This is a genomic window from Methylocystis sp. JAN1 (genome assembly GCF_052186135.1).
Lineage (GTDB): Bacteria > Pseudomonadota > Alphaproteobacteria > Rhizobiales > Beijerinckiaceae > Methylocystis.
In genome coordinates this window covers 3,379,759-3,396,206 of sequence record NZ_CP181499.1, presented here as the reverse complement: position 1 = coordinate 3,396,206, position 16,448 = coordinate 3,379,759, and the positions used below count along the sequence as shown (strand labels likewise).

Genomic DNA, 16,448 nt, shown 5'->3' with positions numbered 1-16,448 from the left:
TTTGGCGCCCTATGACGGCGGGCTGGCTGCGCGCGAAAGGAGACGGCGGGGGATGCGACGCGTGGCCGCTTTGGCGGCGATCCTTCTCGCGCTCGCCGGCTTTTTCGCCTGGCGAATGATGGGCGGCGACAATCCCGCCAACGAGCCCTTTCTAGGCTATGTGGACGGCGAGACGCTTTATATCGGCCCCAATGAGGGCGAGCGGCTTGCGTCGCTCAACGTGGCGGCCGGTTCGGTGGTGAAGGCCGGCGATCCGCTCTTCACCATGGCGACGCCAATCCTCGACCGCAGCCACGCCGAGGCCGTCGCCCGCATCGGTCAATTGGAGGCGCAGGTGAAGAACCTCGAGGCCGCGACGAACCGGCCCGAGCAGATCGCCGTGCTGCAGGCGGCGCTCGAGCGCGCAGAGGCGGCGCTCGTCCTGTCGCGCAACGACTATCAGCGCCAGCGCAAGCTTTTCGCGACGGGCGACATCGCCAAAGCCGCGCTCGACCGCGCGGAGATGGCCTTCAAGCGCGACGAGGCGAGCGTGAAGGAAGCGCGCCGACAGGTGGAGGCCGCGCGCATCCCCGGCCGCTCGCAGGAGATCCAGGCGGCGGAGGCGGCCCTGAACCAGGCGCGCGCGCAATTGCAGGCGATCGACATCCGCATTTCCCGCCAGAACGTCAAGGCCCCGGCCGCCGGGGTCGTGCAGGATGTGTTCTTCCGCCCCGGCGAAGTCGTCAAGGAAGGACAGCCGGTCGTCGCGCTGCTGCCGCCCGAAAACCGCAAGGTGCGCTTCTACGCGCCCGAGCCGCGGCTCGCGAGCCTGCGTCTCGGGGGCATGGTCAGGGTGGGCTGCGACGGCTGCCCCAACGATCTCCTTGGACGGATTTCCTTCATCGCGAGCCGGCAGGAATATACGCCGCCGGTGATCTTTAGCGACGTCGAGCGCGCCAAGCTCGTCTTCAAGGTTGAGGCGCGGCTCGAAGGGAAGGCGCGGGAACTGCCGATCGGCATGCCGGTTTCGGTGACGCCGCTAAGCCAGGCGAGTGGAGAGGCGAGGAAATGACATTGTCTTGCCGCTTCCTTTTCGAGTGGGCGCCGTTCCCCGGCTCGCGCCCGCGCTCGTCGCGGGCGCCCGCGTCGGGAAGCCGCGGCTTACTCTCCTCCCTTTTTTCACCATCGCTGACGCCGCGCGGCGCGGGTGGCCGGGGCAAGCCCGGCCATGACGGTTGAGAGGAGCGCGGCTTGTGTCTTTAGACGTCCCCCGCGCGCCCGACATCGCCATCGACGTCAAGGGCCTCACCAAAATCTTCGGAACCCGGAAGGTCGTCGACAATCTCACCCTCACCGTCGCGCGCGGGCATATTCAGGGCTTTCTCGGCCCCAATGGCAGCGGGAAGACGACGACGATCCGAATGCTGTGCGGCCTGCTCACGCCCGATGCGGGCGAGGGTCGGTGCCTCGGCTACGACATCAAAACGCAGCAGGAGGAGATCAAGCGCCATGTTGGCTACATGACGCAGGGTTTCTCGCTCTATCGCGATCTCACCATTCGCGAGAATCTCGAATTCGTGGCGCGCATCTACGGGCTGGCGGCGCCGGAGGACGCGGCGCAGGGCGCGCTCGAGCGGCTTGGCCTGACGGCCCGCGCGGGGCAGCTCGCGGGCGAGCTTTCCGGCGGCTGGAAGCAGCGCCTCGCGCTCGGCGCCTGCATCCTGCCCGGCCCGTCGCTCCTGCTGCTCGACGAGCCCACGGCGGGCGTGGATCCCAAGGCGCGGCGCGATTTCTGGGACGAGATCCACCATCTCGCCAATGAGGGCCTGACCGTCCTCGTCTCGACCCATTACATGGACGAGGCCGAACGCTGTCACGAGATCGCCTACATCCTCGACGGCAGGCTGCTTGTCTCGGGCTCCATCGAAGAGATCATCGCCCATGCGAGTCTCTCGACCTGGGTCGTCACGGGCGCTGGCCTCGACGCGCTCGCGGACGAACTCAAGCATGCGCCGGGCGTCGACATGGTCGCGCGCTTCGGCGCGGCGTTGCATGTCGCCGGACGCGACAGCGCCGCGATGGAGGCGATCGCGAAACGTTATGCGAGCCCCACGCAACGCTGGGAGCACGACAAGGCGACGCTCGAAGACGTCTTCATCGACCTGATGACGCGCAACCATCGGAACGAACAATGACGGACGCGCCGGAACGCATCAATGTGAGACCCACGCGGCTCGGCTCGATGGCGCAGTCCTGGCAGCGGCTCGTCGCGATGTTCGTCAAGGAGTTCATCCAGCTTCGCCGCGATCGCCCGACGCTGGGAATGATCGTCGGCATTCCGCTTATGCAGCTTCTGCTGTTCGGCTACGCGATCAACACCGACCCGAAGCACCTGCCGACGGCGGTCCTCGTCTCCGACGACAGTCCCATCGCCCGCGCGCTCGTCGGCGCGCTGCGGGCCACCGATTATTTCAACATCAAATACATCGCCAAGGGAGAGGCGGAGGCCGACGAGCTGATCCTGTCGAACCGGGCGCAGTTCGTCATTCAGATTCCGCCCGATTTCTCGCGGCGCCTCGTGCGCGGCGAGCGCCCGGGGCTTCTGATCGTCGCCGACGCGACGGACCCGACCGCGACAGGCGCCGCCGTGGCGGCGGCGGTCGGCGCGGTCGAGCAGGCGCTCGACCGCGAATTGACCGGGCCGCTCGCGTCGCTGGCGCAAAGCGCGCCGCCCTTCGATCTGCAGGTGCAGCGCCGCTACAACCCGGCGGCCGAGGCGCGGCGCAACATCGTGCCGGGCCTCATCGGCACGATCCTCACCATGACGATGCTGACCTACACGGCGCTTTCCGTCACGCGCGAAATCGAGCGCGGCACGATGGAGGCGCTGCTCGCCATGCCGGTGAAGCCGGTCGAAATCATGCTCGGCAAGATCACGCCTTATGTGCTCGTGGGCGGCGTGCAGATGGCGACGATTCTCATTGTCGCGCGCTTCCTCTTCGGCGTGCCGATCGTCGGCTCGCTCTTCGTGCTCGTGCCGCTGACGCTTCTCTTCATCGTCGCCAATCTGTCGATGGGCTACACGCTCTCGACAATCGCCGCGAACCAGCTTCAGGCGATCCAGATGACGTTCTTTTTCTTCCTGCCGAGCATGCTGCTCTCGGGCTTCCTCTTTCCCTTCTACGGCATGCCGATCTGGGCCCAATATCTCGGCGAGGGTCTGCCGTTGACGCACTATCTGCGCATCGTGCGCTCGGTAATGCTGAAAGGCTCCGGCTTCGGCGATCTGGCGGCCGACGCGGGCGCCCTGGCGCTATTTGCGTTGGTCGCCATGTCTGTCGCCGTCATGCGTTTCCGTCAGACGCTCGATTGATCGGGGCGCGGCGTTGACGGAACGCCTTGAGCGCCTAACATTGAGCCGAGTGGAGGCAGTCATGACCGAGCCGGAGTCCGACCCCGTCACGCGTTTCAACAATATACTGAAAGTCGTCGCCGTTCTGGCGCTGGCGCTAATGAGCTACAATCTCTGGTCTTTTTTCAACAGCAGCCGCTATCAGGCTTTATGCAACGCCTCCTATTGGGAGATGAACAAGAGCCAGCTTGATTCCTGTCTCGAGGCGAAGAAGGAGCTCGACAGCAAATAGCCTCCACAAGTGAGCCGCGCCTTGACAAAGAAGCGCGGGAGGGAGACGCCCGCGACGAGCGCGGGCATGACGGGGAGGCGAACAGGATGGCGACCGGCGCCTCGGCGTCAGACTCAAAACAGATACGCCAGACTCTGCAAAAAGAACCCGCCGAACAGCAGCAGCCCCGCGTCCCGGTTCGAGCGAAACAGCATCAGCGCGGTCTGCGGCGGCGTATCCTCGTGCGTGAGCGAAACCTGCCAGGCGAGATGCGTCGCATAAGCCGCGACGCCAAGCCAAGCGAAAAAGCCGCCGCCGATCATATGGGTCGCGAGCGCCGCGCAAAGCACGGAGCCGGCGTAAAGCCCGCCGACCGCGCGCTTGACCTGCGCGCCGAAAAGACGCGCGGTCGAGCGCACGCCGGCGATGGCGTCGTCGCGCACGTCCTGCAGCGCGTAGATGGTGTCGAAGCCGATCGTCCAGAGAATGCAGCTCGCGTAAAGGAGCAGGGCGGGCGCGGCCAGCGCGCCTGTCATGGCCGTCCAGCCGAGCATCGCGCCATAGGCGAAGGCGAATCCGAGGATCGCCTGCGGCCAGGAGGTGAAGCGCTTGGCGAAGGGATAGACCAGCACGATCATCGGCGAAAGAAAGCCCAGCGCGATCGTGTAGCCGTTGAAGGAGAGCAGCACGAAGAGGCCGACGAGGCATTGCGCGACGATGAACCACAGCGCCGCGCGCGGGCTCACGCGGCCGCTCGCCAGCGGGCGGTTGCGCGTGCGCTCGACCTTCGCGTCGATCTCGCGGTCGATATAGTCATTATAGGCGGACCCCGCCCCGCGCATCACGACGGCGCCGGTGAAGAAGAGCGCCAGATGCCGGAGATTCGGGGCCTGATGCAGCGCGGCGGAGGCGAGGGCGCTCGACTCCCAGCAGGGAAGGAGCAGCAGCCACCAGCCGACGGGACGGTCAAGCCGGGCGAGTTGCACATAGGGACGCAAGCCGGCCGGCGCGTGGCGCCAAATCGGGTGGTCCTTCTGCGAATCCGGGAGGGCGGCGTCCTCGCCGCGTTCCTGCGTGAGGCTCACAGCGGCCCGGAGGGAAGCTTCGGCGGCGCGCCCATGCCGCCGCCATTCGCCGCCTGTTCGCGTTGCTGCTGCTGCATCTGTTTCATCTTGGCGGCGACCGTGCAGGCCTGGCTCGCGAAGTTCTTGGTCTTGGAGCCCGCCTGCCTGAAGCCGTCGATGACATTGTCGGGAATGGCGCACCATTCCTTGTTCTTGGTCATGTAGGCCAGCATCTCGTTCTCGATGCCGACGAGCTTTTTGGCGGCGGGACAGGCGGCGTTCGGGTCCATCTTGCCCTTGCCCGCCTTGCCGAGGCCGTTGAGGACCTGGATTTGCGCCATGCGGCGCTGCGTCAGCTTCTGGAAGTCCTCCTGGCACGACTGCTGCGCATGCGCCGCGCCCGCGCCGGCGACGATCGCCAGGAGCGACAGGCCCGCGACGGAGCGCGAGAGGGAGACGGCGCTGATCATCATTCGCTATGACCCGTTTTCAAATGTTGCTCTTGTGTTAACAGCAGGCTTGCCGCTCGCGCAAGTTTTAGCCAACCTGCGCGCCTGCCGGCAGAGCGACCGTTCGATACGGCCAAAATGAGGCGGACCCGAGGTCTTGACCCGCCAAATAGGGCTTCATCTTGTCACATTATGATTTTTCCGCGCAACGGCTCTTCGTCGAGGACTCGCTTTCGCCGGGCCTTGCCTTCGTTCCCCCGTCCGAGGCGCTCAATTATCTGCTCAACGTCCTGCGGCTGCGGGATGGCGACCCCATCCTGCTCTTCAACGGCCGCGACGGCGAGTTTCTCGCCCATATCGCCGAGACGACCAGGCGCTCGGCCAAATTGCGGGTCGAGAGGCTCGTGCGCGCGCAAACGCAAGCCGCCGATCTCGACTATTGCTTCGCGCCGCTGAAGCAGGCGCGGCTCGACTATATGGCGCAGAAGGCCACGGAGATGGGCGCGGGGCGCCTCGTTCCCGTCATCACGCGCCGCACGCAGGTGCGCCGCGTCAATTCCGCGCGTCTTCGAGCCAACGCCGTCGAAGCCGCGGAGCAGTGCGGCGTCTTGTCCGTGCCGGACGCGCTCGAAGCGGTCGAGCTGCCGGACTTTCTCGCCGCCTTTCCCGCGGAGCGGCTTCTCGTCTTTTGCGACGAGGACGCGCCGATTGCGAACCCGTTTGAGGCTCTAGCTGGAAGGAAAGGCCCGGGCGTGAGCCTTCTCGTCGGTCCCGAAGGCGGTTTCGATGACGCCGAACGCGCCATGGTCGCGCGGGTTTCAAACATCGTCAGGATTTCGCTAGGCCCGCGCGTGCTGCGGGCGGACACGGCGGCCGTCGCCGCGCTCGCCATCGTGCAGGCCGCGATTGGGGACTGGAGCGGTAACGCTTTGTAAGGCCAGCTTAACCAGTTCTTGCTCGTTTACCGAAAATAAATTTGTACGTGTTGCTATTCGACAACACCGGATGCAGTCCCGGCAGTCGGGACACGATCCTGCCACGATGTTTGGGTCTAGTGCCCAAATCGCAGACACGAGTCGGACGAGATGTCCCAGACGCGCTTTCTGCAAAAGGAATTAGGTTCGAGATTTCGGCGTCCAGCACGGCGTCGCGATCGGAACAGAGGCTGACCGCCACATGATGTTTGCCGATTTCCGTCCCCTCGCCCTGACGGGAGCCGTTGCGTTCGCCGCGTCTCTCTCCGTGTCCGTCGCCAGGGCCGAAACGCCCAATCATTGCGCGCGCTATGGTTCGGATTATGTCGCCGTCGCGGGGTCGAATGGGTGCGTCAAGATCGGCGGCCATGTGCGCGTCGACAACATTGCGCGCGCGCCGGCCGCTCCGATGGGTTACGCGGCGCTCGCCGATGGCGTGCAGCGCACGTCCCACCTTCAACCGATGGCGCCCTTCGGGCTGAACGATCTTTTCCCGCGCTGAGCTTTGATGGAGCTTCCAACAAGAATTCCGCCGGTTTCGGCGGGATCAGGCTACTGACGAAGTAGCGACGACGCCCTTCGCGCTTCGAGACGCTTGCCGCGCAAGCTCCTCGGCATGAGGGGCTTCTTCCTTCGGCGCCAAACACTTGGGCTTCATGCTGAGGAGCGAGTGCGAGTCGGGTTTTCCCGACTCGCACAAAACCCCGATTTGCACAAAACAGGAATGTTGATCTCGGGCAGGCCCGAGATCGCAGCTCGTGTCTCGAAGGGCGAGGCCGCCTTGGGAAGTTTGTCGACAAACTGATCCCGCCGGGTTTCGGCGGGATTTTTGTTTAGGCGCCGGCGATGCGCCCTATAGCGGGATGACGCAGTCGCGGAAGGCGCCGTCGACCGAGCCGCCCCAGGCGCCGCGATAGAGTTCGAGCCGCTGCTCGGCGAGCGTGCGGCCGTCGCTGACGATCTTTTCCAAAGGCGCAAGATAGATCGTCTCGTCCTCGCCCTGCGCATTGCGGTAGGCGCGCCGTTTCAGGCCCGCGCGGGCGAGATCGAGCACGTCGCGGGCGATCTCGCGCAGGCCGCGCCCCTCGATCGTCGCGTCGAGCGCGAGAGAGGGAACGTCCTCGCGCAGCTTCTGCCGCGCCGCCGCGTCCCATCCCCTGGTAAGCTGGCGCGCCTGATCGAGAGCGGCGGAATCGTAGAAAAGGCCGGCGAAAAGCGCTGGCAGGGCGGTCATATGCGCGCGCGGGCCGCCATCGGCGCCGCGCATTTCCAGATAGGTCTTGAGCCGCACTTCGGGGAAGATGGTCGAAAGGTGGTTGGCCCAGTCGGACATCACCGCGCGCTCGCCGGGGAGCTGTTGCAGGCGACCCTCCAGCAGGTCCCGGAAGCTCGCGCCGGCGACGTCATGATAGACGTCGCCGCGCTTGACGAAATACATCGGCACGTCCAGCGCATAATCGACGTAACGCTCGAAGCCGAAGCCGTCCTCGAAGGCGAAGGGCAACATGCCCGTCCGGTCGGGGTCCGTGTCGAGCCAGATATAGGAGCGCTGCGACAGGCGCCCGGTCGGCTTGCCGTCGAGGAAAGGCGAATTGGCGAAAAGCGCCGTGACGAGCGGCTGCAAAGCGAGGCCGACCCGCACCTTTTCGACCATATCGGCTTCGCTTGTGAAGTCGAGATTGGCCTGGATGGTGGCGGTGCGGAACATCATGTCGAGCCCGCGCGACCCGACCTTGGGCATATAGGCCGACATGATTTTGTAGCGCTGCTTGGGCATGACCGGCGTCTCGGCGCGCGACCATTTCGGGCTGGCGCCGAGATCGAGAAACTGCACGCCCAGCGAATGGGCGACGCCGGCGAGCGCCGAGAGATGGGCGCCGAGCTCCGAGGATGTGGCGTGGATGTCGACAAGCGGCGCGCCGGAGAGTTCGAACTGACCGCCCGGCTCGATCGAAATGGCGCCGCCGCCGTCCGTCTGCGCGAGGCCGATCAGCGCGTCCCGGTCCATGATCGGCTCCCAGCCGGTCGCTTCCTGAACGCCTTCGAGCAGGCTGCCGACGCCGCAACGGCCGTCGACGCAGGAATAGGGGACCGCGGTCAGCGTATCCGAATAAAAGGGGATCTTTTCGTGTTCCGTGCCGATGCGCAACGGCGCGCCGGAGGTCTTGCACCCGGCTGCGAGCCATTCCACGAGCGCGTCGCGGGACGCGATCGGAGTCGTATCTGTTACGTCGCGAGCCATCTAGTCTGAATTTTCCATAAGATAGGGTCGAAATGACCGAGGCGGGCGCGGGGCGGGAGCGGGGGATTGCGTCGCGGCGCTCTTCTCACGACGCGGGCGCCGCTTCCTGCAGACGGCGGGGATGGATTGCCGGAAAAGCCGCCCGGACGCAAGTGCGCCCGAAAAGCGTGGCGGCGGTTACGCTCTACAGCGCATAAACGCGACGGCGGCGGAACTGACGAAAACCGGGCCGCCACTCTTAAAGCTTTGCATAACTTTCCATTTTATTTCTTGAACGAGGGAGGCCCGATGTTCAACTCATTTCGCAGATTCCTGGCCGACGCGCGCGGGGCCACCGCAGTTGAGTATGCGCTGATCGCGATCATGATATCGGTCATGGTCGTCGCCGGCGCCCAAACGACCGGCGCGACGCTCTCCACCGTGTATTTCGGCAGGCTGATCGGCAATTTCTGACACGCCGCGAAAGCGGCGAGACTTTTGCGAGTTGTTCCAGGGGAAATCAGCGTTTCCCGAGAATCTGGCCAAGAATGCTTTCGAGATCCGACGGGCCCTGTCCAGCCGGGCGGCCGCCCGCGTTCTGGCCCACCTGCAAGGTCTTCTTGATCTGCTCGATCGCGTCCTGAACGGCCGCTTGATCCAGCCCCGCCGGAAGGCCGGCCGGGCCGGAGCCGCTCCGTCCTGCATCCACGTCGAGCGGGCTGCCGCTGTCGGGGCCGCGCGGCGTCATTCCGCCGGGCGGGGCGCGACGGCCGCCGAGCAGCGAGCCCAGAATGCCGCCGAGCAGACCGCCAAGACCGCCGCCCGCTCCGCCGCGCGGGCCCGGCGCGGGCGCAGGTTGCGGGGCCGCCTGGCCGCCGCCGAGGATCTGCTCGAGGATCGGCCCCAGCGCGCCGGAATTGGCGAGCTGGCCGAGAACGCCGCCGAGACCCTTCTCGTTGATGGATTTAGTCAGCCCGCTGAGGAGGACCGAGGCGAGGATCGGCAGAAGCTGGCTTAGGATATCCGCGCGCACCCCGGATTCGCGGGCCGCGGCCTGCAGGACCTGCCCCGTCGCCGCGGGCGAGCCGAAAAGCTCCGTGAGGAGGTCGCGGCCGAGCTCGACCGACTCGTCGCTATGCGCCGCGTCGGCTTCGTCGAAGAAGGAGTAGCGGGTCGTCGTCGCCAGCGCGCCCACCGTCTTCTCGAAGACCTGCGGCTCCTCGGCCGCGCGATTCAGGCCCATGGCCAGCGCCGGCGCAAGCGCCCTGATAGCCGCGTCGATCTGTTCGTCGGCGAGGCCGAAGCGCTGCGCAAGATTAGCCGTGAGCTGGCCGCCCTGCGCGGAAGACAGAATGGACTCGAGGTCGGACATCGGCTTCTCTCCCGCTGGGAATGAGGGGAGTTCGCCTCCCGTCTCTTTCATTCCGCGCCATGCTAGCGCAACGCCCGGCGAATCGGTAGCCCTCGCCGCCCGCGCGGCGGCCGCGCAGGCCGCCAGGCGTCCGGCTGCCCGCTTGACAGAGTCCGGCCGCCGCGACATTGCTTCCACCCGATCGACGCCACAAATGGGCGGACGTCCCCAGCGGGCGAGCCGCCTCAATGCCGCCGGCGCAGCCTGGCGGCGCATCGCCGAAGGCGCCCCAATGAATGTTCAGCCCCGTGGCGTGAAGCCGCCGCTCAAGATTCTTCTCTGCTCGCCGCGCGGATTCTGCGCCGGCGTCGTGCGCGCGATCGACGCGGTCGAGCGGGCGCTCGCGAAATTCGGGCCGCCGGTCTATGTGCGCCATGAGATCGTGCACAACCGCTATGTGGTCGAATCGCTCAAGTCGAAGGGCGCCGTCTTCGTCGAGGAGCTGGAGGAGATTCCGCCCACCGACGCGCCGGTGATCTTCTCCGCCCATGGCGTCGCCAAATCCGTTTCCGCCGAGGCCGAGGAGCGCAATCTGCTCGCCATCGACGCCACCTGTCCGCTCGTCACCAAGGTGCATCGCGAAGCGGAAATTCACTGGAAGCGCGGCCGCCGCGTGCTGCTCGTCGGCCATTCCGGCCATCCGGAAGTCGTCGGCACGATGGGCCAGTTGCCGGAGGGCGCCGTCGTCCTGGTCGAGTCCGTCGACGACATCGGGAATCTCAACCTCGAGGACGAGAACAATCTCGCTTATGTGACGCAGACGACGCTGTCGCTCGACGACTCCCAGGAAATCGTCAACGCGCTGACCAAGCGCTTCCCCGCGATCGTCGGCCCGCACAAGGAAGACATCTGTTACGCGACGACGAACCGCCAGGCGGCGGTGAAGGAAGTCGCTCCCAACGTCGACGCCGTGATCGTGGTGGGCTCGCCCAATTCCTCGAATTCGCAGCGTCTTCGCGAAGTCGCCGAACGCGCCGGCGCGCCGGCGCAGCTCGTGCAGGGCAGGGGCGAGATCGATTGGTCGCTTTTCGGCAATATCAGCTCTCTTGGCATCACCGCCGGCGCGTCGGCTCCCGAAGTGCTGGTTGAGGAGATCATGGACGCCTTCGCCGAGCGCTACGAGATTTCCGTCGAGACCGTCTCGACCGCCGACGAGAGCGTGTCCTTCCCGCTGCCCAAGGAGCTGCGGGCGATGGCCTGAAGGGCGTTGCTCTCGGAAATACGCCCATGGCCGTTTACACGCAGGTCGACGACGCGGAGCTGATCGCTTTTCTCGCGACCTATGACATTGGCGACCTCCTCTCCTGCAAGGGCATTGCCGAGGGCGTCGAGAACTCGAACTATTACCTGCACGCCAGCGCGGGAAGCTTTATCCTCACGCTCTATGAAAAGCGCGTGGCGGAGACGGACCTGCCTTTCTTTCTGGGCCTGATGGAGCATCTCGCGCGCCGCGGCGTCACCTGTCCGCAGCCGGTGCGCAATCGCGCAGGCGCCGCGCTGGGGCGGCTTGCCGGCCGGCCGGCCGTCATCGTCACCTTCCTTGACGGCTATTCGGTCCATCATCCGGAAGTCGCCCATTGCGCGGCTCTGGGCGAGGCGCTCGCGCGCCTGCATCTCGCCAGCGCGGATTTCGAAATGCGCCGCGCCAATGCGCTGTCGGTCGACGCATGGCGGCCGCTCTTCGCGCCCTCGGCCGCTCGCGCCGACGAGGTCGAGCGCGGGCTGCGCGAGACGGTCGAGGCCGAACTCGATTATCTGGAGACGAACTGGCCGAGAGATTTGCCGAGCGGCGTCATCCACGCCGATCTTTTTCCCGACAACGCGTTTTTTCTCGGCGAGAAGATGTCGGGGGTGATCGACTTCTATTTCGCCTGTAACGACGCCTACGCCTACGATCTGGCGATTTGCCTCAACGCCTGGTGTTTCGACGACGCGCATCGCTTCGAGACGGAGAAGAGCGCGGCGCTGATTTCCGCCTATCGCCGCGTGCGTCCGCTGACCGCCGCCGAACTCGACGCCTTTCCGACGCTTGCGCGCGGCGCGGCGATCCGCTTCCTGCTCACGCGCTATGTCGATTGGCTGAACGTGCCCAAGGGCGCCCTGGTGAAGCCGAAGGATCCGCGCGAATATCTCGCCAAGCTGCGCTTCCACCAGACCGCCGGCGCTTTCCTGTGACGAAGCGGGTCTCGATCTGGACCGACGGGGCTTGTTCGGGAAATCCCGGCCCCGGCGGGTGGGGCGCCATTCTGCGCTTCGGCGAGGCGGAGAAGGAGCTTTCTGGCGGCGAGGCGGCGACCACCAACAACCGCATGGAGCTGATGGCCGCCATCATGGCGCTCGAGGCGCTGACGCGGCCCTGCGCCGTCGATCTCTTCACCGATTCGCAATATGTGCGCGGCGGCGTCACGTCCTGGATCAAGGGCTGGAAGGCGCGCGGCTGGAAGACCGCCGACCGCAAGCCGGTCAAGAATGTCGAGCTCTGGCAAAGGCTGGAGGCGGCGGAGGAGCGCCACGACGTCGCCTGGCATTGGGTGCGCGGCCATTCCGGGGACGAGATGAATGAGCGGGCGGATGCCCTCGCGCGCGCCGGCATGGCTCCTTTTCTGTCGAAACGCCGCCGAACGGACGGTTGAAGAGGCCCGATCCTCGCGGCGCGCCCCTTGCAGAGATGGCGTCCGCGCCTATCTCGAATATCAGACCCAGGACTCTCTTCTCTCAGCCTGACGGGGCGCGGCGTTTCGCGCCCCTTTTTGCGTCGTGGTCTTGACACCTGCGCCCGCCAAGCAACCATGCGTCTCAGATGCGCGCGTCTTCGCTGATTCTCTCCTGAAAGGGGGCAGGACGTTCATGCACCAGCCCAGGAAATGGTGGATAGGATTGCCGGTCCTGGCGGGGCTCGTTTATTTCGCCGGGCAATCGCTGGCGCCGCAAATCGAAGCGGCGCTGAAGGCGGGTCTCGCCGCGCGGCTCTCCATCGACCCCGCAAGGATCGCCGTCTCGGGGCGGGACGCGACCGTTTCGGGCGTCGCGCTCTCACAGAAGGAAATAGCCGCGCTGCGCGCCGATTACGGGGCGCGCAAGATCGTGGCCGCAGGCGGCGCCGTGCCCGCCGCCGCTTCGCCGGCCGCGCCAGAGGAGCCGAAGCCTGCGCCGCCGCCGCGCGAGCCCTATCTTTTTTCCGCCACGCTCGGCGAAAGCTTCGTCGCGCTCGACGGCAGACTGCCGAACGAGGCCTTACAGAAGCGCGCCGTTGCGCTCGCGGCTTCCGCCGGCGCGGGCCTTGCGGTCAGCGACGGCACGAAGATCGACGCCGCGCCGCCGCGAGGCGACTATGCGGCCGCTCTGGAGGTTGCGCTCGACGCGCTGCGCCGGCTCGCGCGCGGCAAGGTCTCGCTCGCCGAAGACAGGCTCGCGGTCGAAGGGCAGGGACGCGAGAATGTGCGCGCCGAGACGCTTTCGATCGAAATCAAAGCGCGCCTGCCCGAAGGTTTCGAGCTTGCGCGGGTAGACGTCGCGCCGGGGCCGGTTTCGCCTTACGCGTTTCAGGCGACGCGCGAGGGATATAAGACAATCCTTGCGGGCTTCGTCCCGGACGAGGCGACGCGCAATCGCATCGTCGACAATGCGCGCCGGCGCTTCTTCGACTCCATCGTCGAGGATCAACTCGCCGTGGCGAAGGGCGCGCCCGACAAGTTCGCTGACGCCGTCGATGCGGGGCTCGCGGCGCTCGCCCGCATGGATAGCGGCAATCTCGTCATGAGCGACGGCGATATGTCTCTCTCCGGCGCCGCGCGTTATGACGGCGCGCGCGAGGAGATCGTCAAGGGTTTCGAAGTCGGCTTGCCGAAAGGCTTCAGGGGCGAAACGCGCCTCGTCGCGCGCACGCTCGGCGCGCCGCTCGATGCGGCCGGCTGCCGCACGGCGTTCGCCGACCTATCGAAGAACCAGATTCGCTTCGAGGGCGACGACGCGATCTCGGAGGAGTCGGCGGCGCTGCTGGACGCGCTGACCATTGCGGCCTTGCGCTGCAGGACTACGCCGATCGAAGTGGTGGGATATACGGACGACCGGGGCGTCGCGGAACTCAATCGCGATCGCAGCAAGCGCCGCGCGCGTCTCGTCGTCGAGCGATTCCTGAAGGCGGGCGCGGATTCCTTTCATGTCTGGCCGATGGGCTATGGCGGCGAACGCCCCATCGCGCCCAATGACAGCGAGGAGAACCGCGCGCGCAACTGTCGCATTGAATTCAACGTGAAATGACCGCGAGCAAGGGAGACGTGTGGATGATCTATCTGCTGACGCTCGGCTGGTCGTGGTTTTCGGGGGCGCTGGCGCTCGGAGCGCTCGTCGGCTTTCTCACCTTCTCGCGTGCGCGGGACGCGACATTCTCCGGCGGCTGGGTCGTTGCGCTGGGCGTCCTCGCGCTTGCGGCTGGCGGCGTCATTTCCTATGCCGAGATTCTGGAGGGGCGGGACGCGGCGCTGTTCGACATCGCTTTTGCGGGGGCGTTGGCTTATGCGGCGGGACTGCCGCTTGGCGGCCTTGTCAGGTCGCTCGGCGGCGCGGCCGAGACGAAGCGGCCGGCGCTCGCCCCCGTGCTCGCGACGCCCGAGCGCGTGGTTGAGCCGGCGCCCGCCGAAGCGGAAGCCGCGCGGCCCGCCGCCGCGCCGGAGCCTTTGATCGAAACGGCGCGGACTCCTTCGCCGGCGCCCGCCCCCGCTCCTCCGCGCCCGAAGGCGGCGCCCGGCGTCAAGCCCGAGACGCTCGACGGTCCGCGCGACGGGGCGCCCGACGATCTGTCGCGCATTAAGGGCGTCGGTCCCAAGAGCCGTGAAAAGCTCAATGCGCTCGGCGTCTTCCATTATGATCAGATCGCGGCCTGGAGCCTCGAGAACGCTAGGTGGATCGGCGCCGCCATCGGCGCGCCGGGCCGCGTCGAACGCGATAAGTGGATACAACAGGCGCGGGCGCTGGCCGGCGCCGGAGGGAAACAGAAATGAAAAGGCGTCTCCTTGCGCGCGTCGCGCCGGCCGCGCTGGCCGCCCTGCTTCTGTCGCCCGCCGGCCTTCGCGCTCAGGACATGCTGCAAGGCGTCGATCTTTCGCAGCCCGCCTATTCGCAGGCGGAAATGAGCCGCGCGGAAGTCGAGGGCGCGCTAAAATCCGGAACGCGCGATTTTTCCGGCAAGAGCCTCAACGGGCTCGATCTCTCGGGCCTCGATTTGTCGGGCGCGAATTTGCGCGCGGCGCGGCTCAACAAGGCGCGGCTCGCCGGCGCCGTTCTCGACGGCGCCATTCTCGACCAGGCCTGGCTGCTGCACGCCGACCTTACCGGCGCCTCTCTCAAGGGCGCCCACGCTTTCTCCGCGCAAATGCAGAAGATGATCGCGGATGGCGCGGATTTCACCGGCGCGCGGGTGGCGGGCGATCTTTCCGGCGCCTCGCTGCGCGGGGCGAAGTTCAATGACGCCAATCTCTCCGCGGACATGAAGAACCAGTCGATGGGATTGATGCGCGCCGTGCTGCGTTCGGCCATTCTCGAAGGCGCGCAGTTCCGCAGCGCCAATTTGATGAGCGCGGACATGCGTTTCGTTCGCGCCTCGGGGGCCGATTTCTCGCGCGCCAATCTCATGAACGCCGACGCATCGGGGGCAGACTTCACAGGCGCGACCTTTACGAGCGCGATGACGAAGGACCTCGATCTCGATTCCGCACGGATCGACGCGTCCGCGGACAGCGCGTTCGAGCGTGCGCAGCATCTCGACCGCGCCCGCCGTCGATGAGCGGCGGCGGCGATATTCGCATCGGCGTCGATCTCGGCGGCACGAAGATCGAGGCTGTCGCGCTCGGGCGCGACGGCGCCGTTCTCGCCCGTCGGCGCGTTCCGACGCCCACGCATCATTACGAAGAAATCCTGCGCGCCATCTGCGCCCTCGTCGGCGACATTGAAGCGGAGACGGGGCGTCGCGGTTCGGTCGGCGTCGGATCGCCGGGATCCGTGTCGACGCACACCGGCCTCATCAAGGGCTCCAACACGCAGGTGGTGAACGGCAAGCCGCTCGACGCCGACCTCACGAGGCTGCTGGGCCGCCTTGTGCGCGTCGAGAACGACGCCAATTGCTTTGCTTTGTCGGAAGCGGTCGATGGCGCGGGACAAGGGGCGCGCGTCGTCTTCGGCGTCATCCTCGGCACCGGCGTCGGCGGCGGCGTCGTGGTGGAGGGCAAGGTTCTCTCCGGCCGAAATCACGTGGGCGGGGAATGGGGGCATACGCCGTTGCCCTGGATGACCCGCGAGGAATATCCGGGCCTGCGCTGCTTTTGTGGTCACGACGGTTGCATCGAGACCTTTCTGTGCGGCGCAGGGCTTGCGAGGGAATATAAGCGGCGTTCGGGACGGGACGCGAAGGGGCAGGACATCGTCGCGCGCGCCGAGAGCGGCGAGGCGGCGGCGCTCGCGACGCTCGACGCCTATCAGGATCGGCTCTCCCGCGCGCTGGCTATGATCGTCGACATTCTCGACCCAGACGCCATTGTTCTCGGCGGCGGCGTGTCGAACATCCGGTTTATCTATGAGGGGCTGACGGCGCGCGTCGCGGCGCACGCCTTCACGGACGCGCTCGACACCAGGATCCTGCGCAATGCGCATGGCGACTCGGGCGGCGTCCGCGGGGCCGCCTGGCTATGGCGCGATGAGGGTTAGAGCGCGCTTCACGCCCACTTTTTGGCGA

18 protein-coding genes are annotated in these 16,448 nt (G+C 66.5%); 14 read left to right on the top strand and 4 right to left on the bottom strand.

What is annotated here, in order from left to right:
• Positions 1-52 precede the first annotated feature (52 nt).
• The 4 genes from ACNHKD_RS16220 to ACNHKD_RS16205 all read left to right on the top strand — a co-directional run bounded on the left by ACNHKD_RS16220 (position 53) and on the right by ACNHKD_RS16205 (position 3,623).
• Positions 53-1,051 carry an HlyD family secretion protein gene (locus ACNHKD_RS16220; protein ID WP_442754519.1) on the top strand — a complete coding sequence of 333 codons (999 nt, stop codon included), beginning with the start codon at positions 53-55 and terminating at the stop codon, positions 1,049-1,051.
• Between the two features lie 181 nt (positions 1,052-1,232).
• Positions 1,233-2,174 (top strand): ABC transporter ATP-binding protein, encoded by a 942-nt coding sequence (locus ACNHKD_RS16215; RefSeq protein WP_442754518.1) that lies wholly within the window; start codon positions 1,233-1,235, stop codon positions 2,172-2,174.
• The gene (locus ACNHKD_RS16210; protein WP_442754517.1) at positions 2,171-3,352 is read left to right on the top strand and encodes an ABC transporter permease; all 1,182 of its coding nucleotides are present in this window, start codon (positions 2,171-2,173) and stop codon (positions 3,350-3,352) included. The genes ACNHKD_RS16215 and ACNHKD_RS16210 overlap by 4 nt, the downstream gene beginning before the upstream one ends.
• Positions 3,353-3,413: 61 nt before the next feature.
• Positions 3,414-3,623: a hypothetical protein gene (locus ACNHKD_RS16205; RefSeq protein WP_442754516.1), complete on the top strand. Its 210-nt coding sequence runs from the start codon at positions 3,414-3,416 to the stop codon at positions 3,621-3,623.
• Between the two features lie 113 nt (positions 3,624-3,736).
• Here ACNHKD_RS16205 and ubiA read toward each other — a convergent pair whose 3' ends face one another.
• Together ubiA and ACNHKD_RS16195 are read right to left on the bottom strand one after the other, a co-directional pair.
• Positions 3,737-4,687: a 4-hydroxybenzoate octaprenyltransferase gene (ubiA, locus tag ACNHKD_RS16200; RefSeq protein WP_442754515.1), complete on the bottom strand. Its 951-nt coding sequence runs from the start codon at positions 4,685-4,687 to the stop codon at positions 3,737-3,739.
• Positions 4,684-5,139, bottom strand: a complete 456-nt coding sequence (locus ACNHKD_RS16195) for a hypothetical protein (RefSeq protein ID WP_442754514.1) — start codon at positions 5,137-5,139, stop codon at positions 4,684-4,686. The genes ubiA and ACNHKD_RS16195 overlap by 4 nt, the downstream gene beginning before the upstream one ends.
• Positions 5,140-5,297: 158 nt before the next feature.
• Between ACNHKD_RS16195 and ACNHKD_RS16190 the strand changes: the two genes are divergently transcribed.
• Entirely contained in the window at positions 5,298-6,050 is a 753-nt protein-coding gene (locus ACNHKD_RS16190; protein ID WP_442754513.1) for a 16S rRNA (uracil(1498)-N(3))-methyltransferase, read from the top strand.
• 241 nt (positions 6,051-6,291) lie between these two features.
• Positions 6,292-6,591 (top strand): hypothetical protein, encoded by a 300-nt coding sequence (locus ACNHKD_RS16185; protein WP_442754512.1) that lies wholly within the window; start codon positions 6,292-6,294, stop codon positions 6,589-6,591.
• A gap of 351 nt (positions 6,592-6,942) precedes the next feature.
• Here the strand turns inward: ACNHKD_RS16185 and ACNHKD_RS16180 are convergent, their stop codons facing one another.
• Positions 6,943-8,331 carry a glutamate--cysteine ligase gene (locus tag ACNHKD_RS16180; protein WP_442754511.1) on the bottom strand — a complete coding sequence of 463 codons (1,389 nt, stop codon included), beginning with the start codon at positions 8,329-8,331 and terminating at the stop codon, positions 6,943-6,945.
• A gap of 288 nt (positions 8,332-8,619) precedes the next feature.
• Here ACNHKD_RS16180 and ACNHKD_RS16175 point away from each other — a divergent pair, with 288 nt between their 5' ends.
• Positions 8,620-8,784: a Flp family type IVb pilin gene (locus ACNHKD_RS16175; RefSeq protein ID WP_442754510.1), complete on the top strand. Its 165-nt coding sequence runs from the start codon at positions 8,620-8,622 to the stop codon at positions 8,782-8,784.
• A gap of 46 nt (positions 8,785-8,830) precedes the next feature.
• Here the strand turns inward: ACNHKD_RS16175 and ACNHKD_RS16170 are convergent, their stop codons facing one another.
• Positions 8,831-9,682, bottom strand: coding sequence for a DUF937 domain-containing protein (locus ACNHKD_RS16170; RefSeq protein ID WP_442754509.1), 852 nt, complete (start codon positions 9,680-9,682; stop codon positions 8,831-8,833).
• A gap of 271 nt (positions 9,683-9,953) precedes the next feature.
• Between ACNHKD_RS16170 and ispH the strand changes: the two genes are divergently transcribed.
• The 7 genes from ispH (at position 9,954) to ACNHKD_RS16135 (ending at position 16,420) form a co-directional block, all read left to right on the top strand.
• The gene (gene ispH, locus ACNHKD_RS16165) at positions 9,954-10,922 is read left to right on the top strand and encodes a 4-hydroxy-3-methylbut-2-enyl diphosphate reductase (protein WP_442754508.1); all 969 of its coding nucleotides are present in this window, start codon (positions 9,954-9,956) and stop codon (positions 10,920-10,922) included.
• Positions 10,923-10,948: 26 nt separating this feature from the next.
• On the top strand, positions 10,949-11,896 hold the full coding sequence (thrB, locus tag ACNHKD_RS16160; protein WP_442754507.1) for a homoserine kinase: 948 nt from the start codon (positions 10,949-10,951) through the stop codon (positions 11,894-11,896).
• The gene (gene rnhA, locus ACNHKD_RS16155) at positions 11,893-12,354 is read left to right on the top strand and encodes a ribonuclease HI (RefSeq protein ID WP_442754506.1); all 462 of its coding nucleotides are present in this window, start codon (positions 11,893-11,895) and stop codon (positions 12,352-12,354) included. The genes thrB and rnhA overlap by 4 nt, the downstream gene beginning before the upstream one ends.
• Before the next feature lie 214 nt (positions 12,355-12,568).
• On the top strand, positions 12,569-13,981 hold the full coding sequence (locus tag ACNHKD_RS16150) for an OmpA family protein (RefSeq protein ID WP_442754505.1): 1,413 nt from the start codon (positions 12,569-12,571) through the stop codon (positions 13,979-13,981).
• Positions 13,978-14,721 carry a hypothetical protein gene (locus ACNHKD_RS16145; protein WP_442754504.1) on the top strand — a complete coding sequence of 248 codons (744 nt, stop codon included), beginning with the start codon at positions 13,978-13,980 and terminating at the stop codon, positions 14,719-14,721. Before ACNHKD_RS16150 ends, ACNHKD_RS16145 begins: the two co-directional genes overlap by 4 nt.
• Positions 14,718-15,503, top strand: a complete 786-nt coding sequence (locus ACNHKD_RS16140; RefSeq protein WP_442754503.1) for a pentapeptide repeat-containing protein — start codon at positions 14,718-14,720, stop codon at positions 15,501-15,503. Before ACNHKD_RS16145 ends, ACNHKD_RS16140 begins: the two co-directional genes overlap by 4 nt.
• On the top strand, positions 15,500-16,420 hold the full coding sequence (locus tag ACNHKD_RS16135) for an ROK family protein (protein WP_442754502.1): 921 nt from the start codon (positions 15,500-15,502) through the stop codon (positions 16,418-16,420). The genes ACNHKD_RS16140 and ACNHKD_RS16135 overlap by 4 nt, the downstream gene beginning before the upstream one ends.
• Positions 16,421-16,448 lie beyond the last annotated feature (28 nt).